Below are 14,603 nucleotides of genomic sequence, written 5' to 3'. Positions count from 1 at the left end.
CTTTTTACAACGTCTCTTTCCAGCGTCTCATTTGCAACTTTCGATTCACCGTCCCATCCAGTAGCGCGCATGAGTCTGCCTGAAACGTTCGACGGACACCTGCGCCGACACTTCCATACGCGCCGCACCGTCTTCGTCGCTGCGCGATAACTCGATATGGCGTAATCGATACCGCTCGAAAACCGTCGGATGCGGGTGATTAAATCGGTTGCGGTAGCCTACCTGAAATACCGCGATGCGCGGCCTCACGGCGTCGAGGAAAGGCTCGGTAGACGAGGTCTTGCTGCCGTGATGCGGCACGATCAGCACATCCGCCTGAAGCCAGGCGGGCTCACGTTGACCGAGTTGCAACAATTGACGTTCGACGTCGGCCTCGATGTCGGCGGCTAGCAGCGCCGAGCGCCCCGCCGCGCTGGTTACTTTCAGCACGCATGAGGTGGCGTTCGGTTTGCTCGCGAGCGGCCCGGCCTGCGGCCACAGCACGTCGAACACCACGCCGTCCCACTGCCAGCGCTGCCCCGCGACGCAGCGCAACAAAGCGCTGCCGCGATCCTGCGCCGTTTTCCACAACGGTTCGCGTGGCTGCAGCGACGCCACGAATTGCCGGACCTGAATGCTCTCGAGCACCGCGGGCGCGCCGCCCGAGTGATCGGAATCCGAGTGGCTGATCATCAGCGTATCGAGCGTGGAGAGGCCGTGGGCGAATAGATACGGCACGACAAGACGCTCGCCCGCGTGCGTGGATTCGGGGCCCGGACCCGCATCGAAGAGCAAGGTGTGATGCGTAGTTTCGATGACGATGGAAGACCCTTGGCCAATGTCGAGCGCCGTCACGCGAAATGTGCCGTCCGTAGGCGCTTGAGAGACAGGAAACGCCAGCGGCAACCAGGTGAGCGGCGCGGCGAACCGCAGCGGCCAGCCGCGCGGTGCGAGCGCCCATAGCACGCCAAACGCTGCTGCCGTCAGAGCAAAACCATCCGGCTGCGGCAAACGCCAGAGCGTCCATGCGGATCCCGACAGGTGGGCGAGCGCGTCGAACATTGGGGTCAGCATGCTATGCGCCGCGCGGTAGGCGAAGCCATCGAGTGGTGCGGGCAACAACACGGCCACCAGCACGGTCGGCGTCACGAGGAAGCTGATCCAGGGAATCGCGAACGCATTGGCAAGCGGCCCCAGCAGTGGGATCTGGAAGAACCAGTATGCGGTGAGCGGTGCGAGTCCGAGCGTTATGGCGTACTGCACGCGCGCACTGGACGCGATCCCGCGGCCGATGCGCCGTGCCGTAGGTCTGAGCCACGCCAACGAGCGAACGCGGATTCGCCCAATCAGGTCGCCAAGCCGATCGCGGATGTGGCGGCGTGGTTGACTTCCAGCTTTATCGGCGGGTTCGCTCGCGGCAGGATCTTCATCTGCCTGATCGTCTGCCTGATCGTCTGCCTGATCGTCTGCCTGATCGTCTGCCTGATCGTCTGCCGGAGGCGCCGCGAACTCCTCCGCGAACCCGACCGATGCCCGCCGTCCGCGCGATGCGATTGCAAACAGGATGGCCGCCACCGCACAGAACGACAACCAGAATCCCGCCGCTGTCACCGCCCACGGATCGGCAAGCAGAACAAGCCCCAGTGCCCACGCGAGCACGAGCGAAGACGCCGGCCGGCGGCCGCTCAGCACCGCCAGCGCAACGAAGCACAGCATCCACATCGATCGTTGCGCTGGAACGTTGAATCCCGCGAGCGCCGCATAAAAGGCGGCTAATGCCGCCGCACCGCCTGCTGCCGCTTTCTGCGCCGATACGATCAGCGGCGCGGGCAACCCGCGCCAGCGCAAGCGCCGCCATAACCCGCCGCTCAATAGCGCTGCGAGCCCCGCGACAAAGCCAATATGCAGCCCGGAAATTGCCACCAGATGACTCGTCCCGGTCGCACGCAGCAAGGTCCAGTCGGTGTCGCTGACCACGTCCTGGGCGCCTGTTGCCAACGCTACGACAATGCCTTGATGCGCGGCGCCGTCGAGTGCGGTTGAAACCCGCTCGCGCAACCGAGCACGCCAACGATCGATAGTGAGCGCGAAACCGTGTGCATCCGTCGGCAAACGCCGAGCCGCGCCCGGCACGGAAACGTAACCGGTCGCACGAATGTTGCGAGCGAGCAGCGCCGCTTCAGTATCGCGGCCACGAAAATTGGCATTGCCATGCGGACGTTTCAATCGGGTGACAAGCGTCCAGCGTTGACCAGCCCAGAGAGACGGCGGCGGTGCGGCGGCAGGACCGCGTTTTGACGCATCCACCGCCATCCACGACAGTTGTACGACGCGCGGAAAGTTCGGCAACGCCACATCGTTCGATTCGACTTCAAACAGGAACCGCGTGCTGTCCGCGCCTTGCATGGGCAGTCCGCGCACGAATCCGGTCAACTCGATGTTGCGGTTCTCGAACGCCACGGGCAATGCGCGTTGCAATCGCGTGTCTGCCCGCCAGGCGGCGTAACCGAAGCCAATAACCAATGCAGCCGCAATCAGCGATACCGCGCGAAACCGCGGAAAACAAAACGCGAGCGCGCAGGCAAGCCCGAGCAGGAGCAAAAGTGCCCACCAAACAAGGGCGCCGGGCAACACAGCCTGCTGCTGCAAGCACGCGATTCCCAATGCAAAGCCGATCAAGATACCCCGCACGCCCGCTCCTCAAAAACTCGACGCGAGCGCAGAGGCATCGAAGGAAAGAACTGCCCTTCAATGCCTGCGAGCGAACGAATACGAAGAACTGATTATGCGGAGATACGGGAAAGGCGCGGCAGCGCGGCATGCGCGTTAGCCGTTGTGCCTAAGGAAAGCGTCTCTTCGTCAATACCGCGCAATTCTGCAAGTACCCGCGCGATGCCAGGCACCTGATCCGGCGTGTTGCGATGCTTGTAGAGCCATGAAGGCGCAATATCGGGCGCATCGGTTTCGAGCACGATCGCGTCCAGCGGTAATTCTGCAGCGAGACGTCGAATCTGGCGGGCGCGCTCGAACGTTAGATTGCCGCCAAAACCCAGGCGCATGCCATGCGCGATGAACGCTTCGGCCTGCTGAAAACTGCCATTGAACGCATGCGCAATACCGAGTTTGACGGAGAATACGCGCAGGCCCTTGAGCACCTTGTCTTGCGACTTACGCACATGGCAGATCACTGGCAACTCAAACTCGCGTGCGAGCTTGAGTTGCTCGTAATAGAAGAAGGTTTGGCGCGCATCGTCGAGGCCAGGTACAAAATAGTCCAGCCCAATCTCGCCTATACCCACAAACCTCGGGTCGTCCATACTCGCGGCAATCTGCTCGCGCAACACGTGCAGATCGTCCTCCTGTGCACGCGGCGTGAACAACGGGTGAATGCCGAGCGCATAAGCACCACCATCAATGCGATGCGCAAGCTCACGCACGCGGTCGAAATTCTGGCGCTCCACGCCCGGAATCACGATCCGCGAGACACCCTTTTTCAATGCGGACGCGGCAACGTCATCGCGGTCGGCATCGAACTCGGATGCATCGAGATGGCAGTGCGTGTCGATCCACATACAGCGCCTCCAGCATTCCAGCGATCATGCGGAAATTAAACAGGAACGACCGGTTCCTCGAACAATACGCCGTCACGCAAGCGCATGATGCGGTCGCAGCGCGCGGCGAGATCGGGATCATGCGTGACGATCACGAAGCTCGTTTCAAACGTCTGGGACAACTCCAGCATCAGGTTGAACACCGTGTCCGCAGTGGCGCCGTCCAGATTGCCGGTCGGTTCATCGGCAAGCACGCATGCCGGGCGCGTGACCAGCGCACGTGCAATCGCCACGCGCTGACGCTCGCCGCCCGACAATTCGCCCGGCCGATGTTTAGCCCGATGGCCAATCCCCACGCGTTCGAGCACGCCCATGGCCTCTTTGCGTGCGTCCACTTCGCTCATGCGGCGAATGCGCAGCGGCATCGCGACGTTATCGAGCGCAGTGAATTCCGCCAGCAAATGATGAAACTGATACACGAAACCGAGCGCACGATTGCGCAGTTCGTTGCGTTCGCGTTCACGCAATGCGGTGAACGGTTTGCCCAGCAGTGAAACCTTGCCGGCGCTGGGTTCATCGAGACCGCCGAGCACGTGCAGCAGCGTGCTTTTACCCGATCCCGATGCGCCGACGATCGCCAGTTTCTCGCCGCGCCGAACCTGCAATTCTGCGTTGTCGAGCACTTGCACGTTGAAGCCGCCCTGCACGAACGTCTTCGAAATCGCCGATGCTTCGAGCACGATGTTGCTGTTGTTATCACTCATAGCGCAGTGCCTCCGCCGGGCGAACCTTCGCGCCGCGCCAGCTCGGATAGAGCGTCGCGAGCGATGACAATCCGAATGCAATAAGGCCGATCCGCGCGACGTCGGCGGGGACGAGCTCAGACGGCAATTCGCTGATGAAATACACCGATGGCGGCAGGAACTGCACGCCAAGCAGATGCTCGATCATGGGCACGAGCCACGGAATGCTCCACGCGATGAGACACCCCAGCGACACGCCGAGCGCCGTGCCGATAAAGCCGATCGTCACGCCCTGGATCACGAAGATCTTCATGATCGAGCCGGGTTGCGCGCCAAGCGTGCGCAGGATGGCGATGTCCGCTTGCTTGTCGGTTACGGTCATCACCAGCGACGACACCAGGTTGAACGCCGCCACCGCAATAATCAGCGTCAAGATGATAAACATCATGCGTTTTTCGATCTGCACGGCCGAGAACCAGGTCTTGTTCTGCTGCGTCCAGTCGCGGATATAGAGATCGCCGGAGAGCGTTCGCGACAGTTGCCGCGCGACTTCCGGCGCCCGCTGCATGTCCTTCAGCTTCAGGCGCACGCCCGTGGGCGCCGGCAGCCGGAACAGCGCCTGGGCGTCGGCGATGGAAATCAGCGCCAGCGTGGAGTCGTATTCGTAGTGCCCCGACTCGAACACGCCGACCACGGTGAACTGCTTGAGCCGCGGCAGCATGCCCGCCGGCGTGATCGTGCCTTCGGGCGCGACCAGCGTGATCTTGTCGCCCGTGCTCACGCCGAGATTGGTCGCCAGATCCGCGCCCAGCACAATGCCGAAACTGCCTGGCACGAGATCAGTGAGCTTGCCGCCCCGCATCTCCTTGCCGATATCCGACACTTCCGGTTCCAGCGACGGCTCCACGCCTCGCAACGCCACGCCGCTGACCGCACCTTGACGCGTCAGCAGCGCCTGGGCGTCCACGTAGGGCGCCGCGCCGATCACTTCCGGATTCTTGCGCGCTTCCTGCGCGGTCAGTTGCCAGTTGGGCATGGACCCGGTCGGCGAAAATATTTCGACGTGCGCGAGCACGGACAACATGCGATCGCGAACCTCTTTCTGGAAGCCGTTCATTACTGAGAGCACCACGATCAGCGCCGCGACGCCAAGCGCGATACCTGCCATTGATACCAGCGCGATAAACGAGATGAAACCGTTGCCGGTGGTGCGTTTGCCGGCGCGGGTATAGCGCCAGCCGATCTGCCATTCGTAGGGAAGTTTCAAGCGATTCCTTTCAGCGTTCTAACGTTCTTCGATCTTTACATTGCGCATTCGGCGCACGGCCGGAACCTTGCGACTTGGCGCCGTTTTTCTAACCTGATCCTGTCAATCCGGGGTGGCAATAACAACGCCTTTTCAATCCTTACCGCATCAATCTGGCGCGAGCCGGACGTACCGATCCGTCTGCGATCAAACGCGAAGTTTGCCACACAATCCTTAGCCACTCCTTTAGCCCGGATGACGTGGCGGAGGGAAAAACGACGGCTCAAGCCACCATGCTGGCCATTCGGACGATTTCCCACGCCCACGCTGCAGCTCATACTCGCTTGGCTCACCCACACGGCACTATCCCCTTAAAAACTCAGCCTCAGCCGCTGCGACGGTTCACAGTCGTAACCATTGACGTATTACGCAAAACGTAATACGATGAACATAATGATACAAACGTTCCGATGCAAGGACACGCAAGCACTTTACGAAGGCGGAACACCGAAACGGTTTCGGGCAATCGCTGATGTCGCGATCAGAAGGCTCACGGCACTGGACGCCGCGGTGGAAATACGTGACCTGAAATCGCCGCCCGGCAACCGGCTGGAATCCCTTTCGGGTGACCGGCGCGGTCAGCTCAGCGTCCGGATTAACGGCCAATGGCGCGTTTGTTTCAAATGGACAACGAAGGGTCCTGTCGACGTCGAAATCATCGACTATCACTGAATAGGGAAGCATATGTCCAAGAACGGCATGCGTCCGGTTCATCCGGGCGAGGTCTTGCGGGAAGATTATCTGGTCCCGCTTGAAATGAGCGTGAACGCCTTGGCTATGGCGTTGAACGTACCCGCTACGCGGTTACATGAAATCGTGAAGGAACGGCGCGGCGTCACGGCCGACACAGCCTATCGCCTTGCACGCTACTTCGACTCAACACCCGAGTTCTGGCTGAATCTCCAAGCCATGTATGACCTGAAAACGTTGCCAACGCGCAGTGAAATCGATCGCAAGGTTGAACCTCGTGAGTTGTCGCGTACGTGATGCGTCAAGCCGGGGGCATTAAGGGGAAATGTGCTGCGCCAGGACACCGGGTCTCGTCGCAAAGCCCTGGGCCAAGGCCTTCGAGGTTGCGTTAGCGAACTTATCCGCGAGCGATGGAACCCGTGCCGGCGTACACACGCACCTTTACGCTTCAGTCCAGCCTCAGCGTTGACGCGGTCCAGGATCGACTTTCCGTGTCCGACAGCTATCCACGCATTACTTACTACTTTTTGCGCATATTAGTAACGTATAGCACGCGAGGCAAATGGCAAGCACCCGGAAAACACCGGGTTCTTTGCCCTACAATGCGCAGCATCATGCCCACGCCCAAGCTCCCAGACATTCACCTTCTCTTGCCGTTCGCGCTGCCATCGGCGGCCGACGCCGCATCCGCGCTGCACAAGCTGGATCGCCCCGCGCTCGACCGGCTGCTCGCCCGCGCGACGCTCAATGAGCGTGTGATCGGCGACGATTTCCAGCGCACGCTGCCGAACGAGCGCTGGATCGCGCGGCAGTTCGGCGCGGTGAGCGAAGCACCCGGACAGGCCGCCGACGAAGCGCCGCTCGCGCCCTATATGTTGCTCGCCGACGGCGGAACGCCCGGCGACACCGTCTGGGCATGCGTCGAACCCGTGCACGTGCGGATTGCGCGTGATCACCTGGTGCTGATCGATCCGGCGACACTCGGCATGGACGATGAAGAGGGCCGCATCTTATTCGATGTCGTCAAGCCGTTAATAGAAGACCTAGGGTTGACCATTCAGGCACCGCGACCGGCACGCTGGTACGTCGCCGGGCCGAATCTCGGCACGCTGGCGGGCGCATCGCCGTTGCGGGCGAGCGGGCGCAACATTGAAATCTGGTTGCCGCACGAAGCGGGCACCGGCGAACGCTCGCGTGCGTGGATGAAGCTGCAGAACGAAGTGCAGATGGCGTGGTTCGAGCATCCGCTTAACGAAGCACGTGAAGCGCGTGGCTTGCCCGCGATCAACTCGATCTGGCTGCACGCGCAAGGCACGCTTCGCAGCGTGACGAGCCCGTTCGCACAGGTAATGTCGAACGCGCCGGCCACGCGCGGCCTCGCGCTCGCCGCCAATATCACGCCGCAAGCGCCGCCGGAATCTTTCGCCGCTTTTATGGCTTCAACAATGACCAGCGACGGCCGCGCGCTTGTCGAACTCGACCCGTTTTCCGCGCCGTTCATCGAGCAGGATTGGGCGCGCTGGAACGACGCGCTCGGCACGCTGGAGCGCGACTGGTTTGCGCCCGCCTTGGCCGCATTGGAAAACGGAACGCTCGGCACGTTGCGCCTCACGTTGTGCAGCGACACCGGCTCCGTGTCGCTCACCGTCACGCGCCGCGCGTTGCGCAAATTCTGGCGGCGGCGTCCGATTGCGGCGCTGCTTATCGAATGACGAAGCAAATGAACGAAGCGAATAAGTGGATCGAATGAAACGAATCATCACCGGCCTGTCCGCATGACCCGGATCGTCACCCGCGCCCCGTCTCCCGCCGATGCCGCCGCCCTCGTACGGCATGGCGTTCATCCCGTCATTGCACGCCTGTACGCGTCGCGCGGCGTGTGTTCCCCGGAAGAGATCGAGACCGAACTCAAGAAATTGCACGCACCCGTCGGGCTGAAAGGTTGCGATGAAGCCGCCGCCGTTCTCGCCGACGCGCTCGCGGCGAAACGCCGCATGCTGGTCGTCGCCGACTACGATTGCGATGGCGCCACCGCATGCGCCGTTGCCGTGCGCGGCTTGCGGATGTTCGGCGCGCAGATCGATTACCTGGTGCCGAACCGGTTCGAATACGGTTATGGCCTGACGCCTGAAATCGTCGCGCTGGCCGCGAGCCGCGCGGGCGGGAAGCCGGATCTGCTGATCACCGTGGACAACGGCATTGCAAGCGTGGACGGCGTCGAGGCCGCGAATGCGTTGGGTATCGATGTGCTGGTGACCGACCACCATCTACCCGGCGATGTTCTGCCGCCTGCGCGTGCGATCGTGAATCCCAACCAGCCAGGCTGCACGTTTGAGAGCAAGTGCATCGCGGGCGTGGGCGTGATTTTCTACGTGCTGCTCGCGTTGCGCGCCGAGTTGCGTCGTCGCAATGCATTCACCACCGACGCGCCTGAACCGCGTCTGGACGGCCTGCTCGATCTGGTGGCGCTCGGCACGGTCGCCGACGTCGTGAAGCTCGATCCGAACAACCGCATTCTGGTCGCGCAGGGCCTGAAACGGATTCGCGCAGGACGGATGCAACCGGGCATCGCGGCGCTGTTTCGGGCGGCGGCGCGCGATGCACGCGCCGCGTCGGGATTCGATCTCGGTTTTGCGCTGGGCCCGCGGCTGAATGCAGCGGGACGGTTATCGGATATGTCGCTCGGAATTGAATGCCTGATCACCGATGACATCGGCCGTGCATGGGAATTGGCGCAACAACTGGATTCGATTAATCGCGAGCGGCGGGAGATCGAAGCCGGCATGCAGGAGCAGGCGCTCGAGGAACTGGCGAGTATCGATCCCGCAGATTCCGCCACCTTGACGCTGTTTAATCCGGCGTGGCATCAGGGCGTGATCGGGATTGTCGCAGGGCGGCTGAAGGAGAAGTTTCACCGGCCGTCGTTCACGTTTGCTCATGCCGATGACAGCGGAGTTTTATCGAAGGGATCGGGGCGCTCGATTCCAGGATTTCATCTGCGTGATGCCGTCGATCTGATTTCGAAGCGCGAGCCCGGGATGATCGTGAAATTCGGCGGCCACGCGATGGCGGCCGGGATGACGATTGTTACCGCTGACATTGCGCGGTTCACCGCGGCGTTTGAAGCCGTCGGACGCGAGTGGTTGACGTCGGACGCGTTGTCGCGGGTGGTCGAAACCGACGGCGAGCTCGAGGACGCTTATTTTACGCCGCAGTTTGTTGAATTGATCGACGGCGCGGTGTGGGGACAAGGTTTTCCGGCGCCTGTGTTTTCCGGGGAGTTTGAAGTGGCGTCCCAGGCGCTCGTCAAGGACAAGCATTTGAAGCTGCAATTGCGGCGCGGTCAGCAACGGTTCAACGCCATCTGGTTTAACCACACGGAAACGCTGCCGACGCGCACCGTCGTGGCCTACCGGCTGGTTTCCGATACCTGGAATGGCGTCGCGCGGGTACAGATGATCGTGGAGCATGCGGTTGGGTGAGCGGACGTAGGGGTGACCCCAAGCGGCAGCCAAGGCGCTCGGGCAGCCACCGGCCCCCATGCCTCGCCAATGCTCCCCTCTCGCTAAGCTATAATTTCGCTCTTAGCCAAAAAACCTGAAAATGATCAAATGGAAGCGGAACGTCTAAACGCAATCGAGAACCTCCTCGCCGACCTGCGCCGTCGCGCTGGCGAGCTCCGGGGGTATCTTTGACTACGACGCCAAGGCCCTGCGTCTGGACGAAGTCAACCGGGTACTAGAAGACCCGAACGTCTGGAACGACTCGAAAAACGCCCAAGCCCTGGGCCGCGAGAAAAAGCTGCTGGACACCGTCGTCACGACCATCACGGACCTCGATAACGATCTTCGCGACACGCAAGATCTCTTCGACATGGCCCGCGAAGAAAACGACGAAGACACACTCGTCTCATGCGAAGTGGACACGGCAGCGCTCGAAAAACGCGTTGAAGACATGGAATTCCGCCGGATGTTCTCGAACCCGGCCGACCCAAACAACTGCTTTATCGATATCCAGGCCGGCGCAGGCGGCACGGAAGCGTGCGACTGGGCAGCAATGCTGATGCGCCAGTACCTTCGCTACTGCGAGCGCAAAGGTTTCAAGACTGAAGTTCTCGAAGAATCCGACGGTGACGTTGCCGGTATCAAGAGCGCGACCATCAAGGTCGAGGGCGAATACGCCTACGGCTTCCTGCGCACGGAAACGGGCGTTCACCGCCTCGTGCGCAAATCGCCCTTCGATTCATCGGGCGGACGCCATACGTCGTTTTCATCGATCTTCGTGTATCCGGAAGTCGACGATTCCATCGAAATCGATATCAATCCGGCCGATATTCGCACCGACACGTATCGCGCATCCGGAGCCGGCGGACAGCACATCAACAAGACCGATTCGGCCGTGCGCCTGACTCACGCACCCACGGGAATCGTCGTGCAGTGCCAGAACGATCGATCGCAACACCGCAACCGCGCCGAAGCCATGCAAATGCTGAAAGCGAAGCTGTACGAGTTCGAAATGCGCAAGCGCCAGGTCGAGAAAGACAACCTGGAAAACAGCAAGACCGATGTGGGCTGGGGTCACCAGATACGCTCGTACGTGCTCGACAACAGCCGCATCAAGGACTTGCGCACGAACGTGGAAATTAGCAACACGAAAGCCGTGCTGGACGGCGACCTGGACGACTTCATCGGCGCAAGTCTTAAACAGGGCGTATAAGCAAAAGTCGAGCAACAGTCGAGCAACAGTCGAGCAGACGTCGAGCACACGGCGCGGCTTCAGCAACACGCCGCCGCGCCAACCGCATCGTTTCGACGGCGCTTCATTCATGGCAATCCATCGCAGCATTGCATCGCTAATATTTGCGACCATCCGTGTGGCCTGTGTTCCTGCGCTAGGTTTCAACGTTTAGGTTCACGCAGCTAATGCGAACAGCACGCAAACAACCTGGATGCAGCATCAGGCCCACGACCAAGCCGCATTCATCGCACTCAAAGCCAAACACATCATGACCGAACTGACTCAGCCGGACGCCGCTCCCGAACCGGAAGAAAACCAGATCCTCGCCGAGCGTCGCGACAAACTCCGTGCGCTGCGCGAGCTTGGAATCGCGTATCCGAACGATTTCCGCCCGACGCACCAAGCCGCCGCGCTGCAATCAGACTACGCCGATAAAGACAAAGACGCGCTCGAAGCCGAACCGCTGCAAGTCGCGGTCGCAGGCCGGATGAGGTTGAAACGCGTGATGGGCAAGGCGAGTTTCGCAACGGTGCAAGACGGCAGCGGCCAGATCCAGTTCTTCATCACGCCCGCCGACGTCGGCCAGGAAGTCTACGACGCGTTCAAGAAGTGGGACTTGGGCGACATCATCGCGACGAAGGGTGTGCTGTTCCGCACGAACAAGGGCGAGTTGTCGGTTCGTTGCACGGAACTGCGCCTGCTGACCAAAGCGCTGCGCCCTCTTCCCGATAAATTCCACGGCCTCGCCGATCAGGAAATGCGCTATCGCCAGCGTTATGTCGACCTGATCGTGACGCCGGAAACGCGTCAGACGTTTATTGCGCGCACGAAAGCGTTCGCGTCGATCCGCAGCTTCATGGCGAAGGCGGATTTCATGGAAGTGGAAACGCCGATGCTGCACCCGATTCCCGGGGGCGCCACCGCGAAGCCGTTCGTCACGCATCACAACGCGCTCGATATGCAGATGTTCCTGCGTATCGCGCCGGAACTGTATTTGAAGCGGCTGGTGGTCGGCGGCTTCGAACGCGTGTTCGAAATCAACCGCAATTTCCGTAACGAAGGCGTGTCGCCGCGACACAACCCTGAGTTCACGATGATGGAGTTTTACGCCGCATACACGGATTACACGTGGATGATGGACTTCACCGAAGCGCTGATCCGTCAGGCGGCCGTCGATGCGCGTGGCAACGCGAACATCGTCTATCAAGGGCGTGAACTGGATTTGTCGAAGCCGTTCCATCGGCTGACGATCTGCGAAGCGATCCAGAAATACGCGCCGCAATACACCAACGAACAACTCGCCGATGCCGCGTTCCTGCGCACTGAGTTGAAGAAGTTCGGTGTCGATGCATCGCAGCCGCAGTTCTTGAACGCGGGCGTCGGTTCGTTGCAACTTGCGTTGTTCGAGGAAACGGCCGAATCGCAATTGTGGGAGCCAACGTTTATTGTCGACTATCCGCTGGAAGTCTCGCCGCTGGCGCGAGCATCCGATACGGCTCCAGGCATCACGGAACGCTTCGAACTGTTCATTGTGGGCCGCGAAATCGCGAACGGCTTCTCAGAGTTGAACGATCCGGAAGATCAGGCAGCGCGGTTCCAGAAACAGGTCGACCAGAAAGATGCCGGCGACGAGGAAGCCATGTTCTACGACGCCGACTACATTCGTGCGCTGGAGTACGGCATGCCGCCCACAGGCGGCTGCGGAATCGGTATCGACCGGCTGGTCATGCTGCTGACCGATAGCCCGAGCATCCGCGACGTCATCCTGTTTCCCCATCTGCGCCGCGAAGACTGACGAGTGTTATTAGCCGTGCGATACCGGGATGGTTTGTAAAAAAGGCGCGAAAGCGCCTTTTTTTTGTACCGAAGAACGTCAGGTTTTGTAACTTTCGGTAAAAGCCGCCGGCCAAGGCTACCGCTCGACGCGGATCTGACCTGGAAAACCCTTATAAAACAAGGCTCCCCAGCACAATGTCATTCCGGTGCGTTTCTTGCATCTGATGGATGCCTGAAAACGTTACAAATTGATAAACCTTACGCTTCAGATTGCTCGACACTGCTCTCGTGAGCAAGCAACGTCACGAACAACGTCACACCGGGTAACGCCACACTCTGCCTTGAGACGGAGGTCCAAAAATGGATAACAGCAACAACAACATGACCACATCGAATTCACCGAATCCCGACGCCCCGCGTCAACGCAAAATTCATCCACTGGTGGCAACCGCCGCGGGCGCGGTGATCATTGCTAGTCTTGCTGCCACGGCAGCGGTCACTGGACTGTTCCCGAAAGCGTCGAGCACCTCGCCGACCAACGACCAGACCCAGGCCGCGCAAGTTGCGACGCAACCTGCCGTGGCGCAACCAGCTGAGCCTACTGCTGCCCAGCAACAGCAGGCGCAGCAGGACCAGCTTGCTCAGCAGCAAGCTCAACAGCGAGCAGCAGCCCAAGCCGCCCAGCAGCAACAACAGCAACCGCCGGCGCCTCAGGTGGCGCAGCAGCAACAGCCTGTACAACAACCCAACTACGCACAGCAGCAGCCCGCCCAACCCGCCTATTGCTCAACTTGCGGTACGGTAGAAGCAATCTCCACCGTACGGCATGAAGGCCAGGGAACCGGCATTGGTGCGGTAGGCGGCGCGGTCGCAGGCGGTCTTATCGGAAACCAGTTCGGACGAGGAGGCGGTCGAACAGGCATGACGATTCTCGGCGCGCTCGGCGGTGGCCTGGGCGGCAATGCGGTCGAAAAACATTTGCGCAGCGAAACCGATTATTCGGTACGCGTGCGGATGGAAAGCGGCAAGACGCGTTACTTCACGTATCGCCAGCCGCCGCCGTTCAGTCAGGGGCAACGCGTGCGGATTGAAAACGGCACGCTGGCTGCGGGCTGATTTGTAGCCAAGACGTAGCCTCGATCTCACGAACGAAGCCATGAAAGCAAAACGGCGATTCCAGATGGAATCGCCGTTTTGCGTTGTCCGCAGCGAATTAGCTCAAGAAAACCAGGCGAATTCAATAATCCGCGTCTTCAATCCACGCCGCCTGGATTGCTTCGAGAATCTTCTCATTGGAGCGCTCAGGGTCGTCGTCGAACCCCGGCAGTTCCGTCACCCAGCGATGCAAATCCGTAAATCGCACGAATTGCGGATCGACGTTCTGATGCGCGTCGGTCAGTGCCATCGCGATATCCTGCGTGTCTGTCCACTTCATGGCGAGCGCTCCTGTCTCGTGGTCGCTGATTTAAGTTCAGTGATTCTCTTTAGCGTGATTGATGGTGTAGCGCGGGAGCTCGACAACCAGATCCTCGTCTACTGGCGCCATCGTCTGACATGATAACCGCGACGTCGGCTCGAGTCCCCAGGCCTTATCGAGCAAATCGTCCTCGTCTTCCTCCGACGGCACAAGCGCGTTGAAACCCTCGCGAATGATCACGTGACACGTCGTGCACGCGCACGATTTTTCGCACGCATGTTCAATCTCGATGCCGTTGTCCAACAGGTTATCGCAAATGCTCTTCGACGTATCCGCGTCGATCACTGCACCATCAGGACACAATTCCACGTGGGGTAATACTACGATCTGGGACATGAATTTCT

13 protein-coding genes are annotated in these 14,603 nt (G+C 60.5%); 7 read left to right on the top strand and 6 right to left on the bottom strand.

The genetic code is table 11. The features are described 5' to 3' along the window. Positions 1 to 45 precede the first annotated feature (45 nt). The 4 genes from BSU04_RS39440 to BSU04_RS39425 form a co-directional block, all read right to left on the bottom strand. Positions 46 to 2,670, bottom strand: coding sequence for a DNA internalization-related competence protein ComEC/Rec2 (locus tag BSU04_RS39440; RefSeq protein ID WP_089165635.1), 2,625 nt, complete (start codon positions 2,668 to 2,670; stop codon positions 46 to 48). A 92-nt stretch (positions 2,671 to 2,762) separates the two neighbouring features. Then, the gene (locus tag BSU04_RS39435) at positions 2,763 to 3,551 is read right to left on the bottom strand and encodes a TatD family hydrolase (RefSeq protein ID WP_089165634.1); all 789 of its coding nucleotides are present in this window, start codon (positions 3,549 to 3,551) and stop codon (positions 2,763 to 2,765) included. 35 nt (positions 3,552 to 3,586) lie between these two features. Continuing rightward, positions 3,587 to 4,294, bottom strand: a complete 708-nt coding sequence (gene lolD, locus BSU04_RS39430) for a lipoprotein-releasing ABC transporter ATP-binding protein LolD (protein ID WP_089165633.1) — start codon at positions 4,292 to 4,294, stop codon at positions 3,587 to 3,589. Next, complete coding sequence (locus tag BSU04_RS39425; protein ID WP_089165632.1) at positions 4,287 to 5,540, bottom strand: lipoprotein-releasing ABC transporter permease subunit; 1,254 nt, start codon at positions 5,538 to 5,540, stop codon at positions 4,287 to 4,289. Before BSU04_RS39425 ends, lolD begins: the two co-directional genes overlap by 8 nt. A 423-nt stretch (positions 5,541 to 5,963) precedes the next feature. On the opposite strand from BSU04_RS39425, the gene BSU04_RS39420 reads away from it, so the two are divergent. The 7 genes from BSU04_RS39420 (at position 5,964) to BSU04_RS39390 (ending at position 13,898) form a co-directional block, all read left to right on the top strand. Then, positions 5,964 to 6,251 carry a type II toxin-antitoxin system RelE/ParE family toxin gene (locus BSU04_RS39420; RefSeq protein ID WP_089165631.1) on the top strand — a complete coding sequence of 96 codons (288 nt, stop codon included), beginning with the start codon at positions 5,964 to 5,966 and terminating at the stop codon, positions 6,249 to 6,251. Between the two features lie 12 nt (positions 6,252 to 6,263). Continuing rightward, positions 6,264 to 6,566, top strand: a complete 303-nt coding sequence (locus tag BSU04_RS39415; RefSeq protein WP_089165630.1) for a HigA family addiction module antitoxin — start codon at positions 6,264 to 6,266, stop codon at positions 6,564 to 6,566. Between the two features lie 305 nt (positions 6,567 to 6,871). Next, positions 6,872 to 7,981 (top strand): regulator, encoded by a 1,110-nt coding sequence (locus BSU04_RS39410; RefSeq protein ID WP_089165629.1) that lies wholly within the window; start codon positions 6,872 to 6,874, stop codon positions 7,979 to 7,981. Positions 7,982 to 8,044: 63 nt separating this feature from the next. After that, positions 8,045 to 9,751 (top strand): single-stranded-DNA-specific exonuclease RecJ, encoded by a 1,707-nt coding sequence (gene recJ / locus BSU04_RS39405; protein WP_089165628.1) that lies wholly within the window; start codon positions 8,045 to 8,047, stop codon positions 9,749 to 9,751. Between the two features lie 129 nt (positions 9,752 to 9,880). Then, positions 9,881 to 10,985 (top strand): peptide chain release factor 2 gene (gene prfB / locus BSU04_RS39400; RefSeq protein WP_144021496.1). Its coding sequence is split into 2 segments (ribosomal slippage): positions 9,881 to 9,961 and positions 9,963 to 10,985, totalling 1,104 coding nucleotides; the frame shifts between segments, so codons are not numbered across the junction. A gap of 289 nt (positions 10,986 to 11,274) precedes the next feature. Beyond that, entirely contained in the window at positions 11,275 to 12,801 is a 1,527-nt protein-coding gene (gene lysS, locus BSU04_RS39395; RefSeq protein WP_089165695.1) for a lysine--tRNA ligase, read from the top strand. Positions 12,802 to 13,142: 341 nt separating this feature from the next. Next, positions 13,143 to 13,898: a glycine zipper 2TM domain-containing protein gene (locus BSU04_RS39390; protein WP_089165627.1), complete on the top strand. Its 756-nt coding sequence runs from the start codon at positions 13,143 to 13,145 to the stop codon at positions 13,896 to 13,898. Between the two features lie 121 nt (positions 13,899 to 14,019). Here the strand turns inward: BSU04_RS39390 and iscX are convergent, their stop codons facing one another. Both iscX and fdx read right to left on the bottom strand, forming a co-directional pair. Next, entirely contained in the window at positions 14,020 to 14,217 is a 198-nt protein-coding gene (gene iscX, locus BSU04_RS39385) for a Fe-S cluster assembly protein IscX (protein ID WP_031363898.1), read from the bottom strand. A 36-nt stretch (positions 14,218 to 14,253) separates the two neighbouring features. After that, the gene (gene fdx / locus BSU04_RS39380; protein WP_089165626.1) at positions 14,254 to 14,595 is read right to left on the bottom strand and encodes an ISC system 2Fe-2S type ferredoxin; all 342 of its coding nucleotides are present in this window, start codon (positions 14,593 to 14,595) and stop codon (positions 14,254 to 14,256) included. Positions 14,596 to 14,603: the final 8 nt, after the last annotated feature.

Origin of the sequence: Caballeronia sordidicola (genome assembly GCF_002220365.1) — a bacterium.
GTDB lineage: Bacteria > Pseudomonadota > Gammaproteobacteria > Burkholderiales > Burkholderiaceae > Caballeronia > Caballeronia sordidicola_C.
Note: the sequence above shows the minus strand (reverse complement) of the source record. Positions and strands in the feature narration are given on the sequence as shown.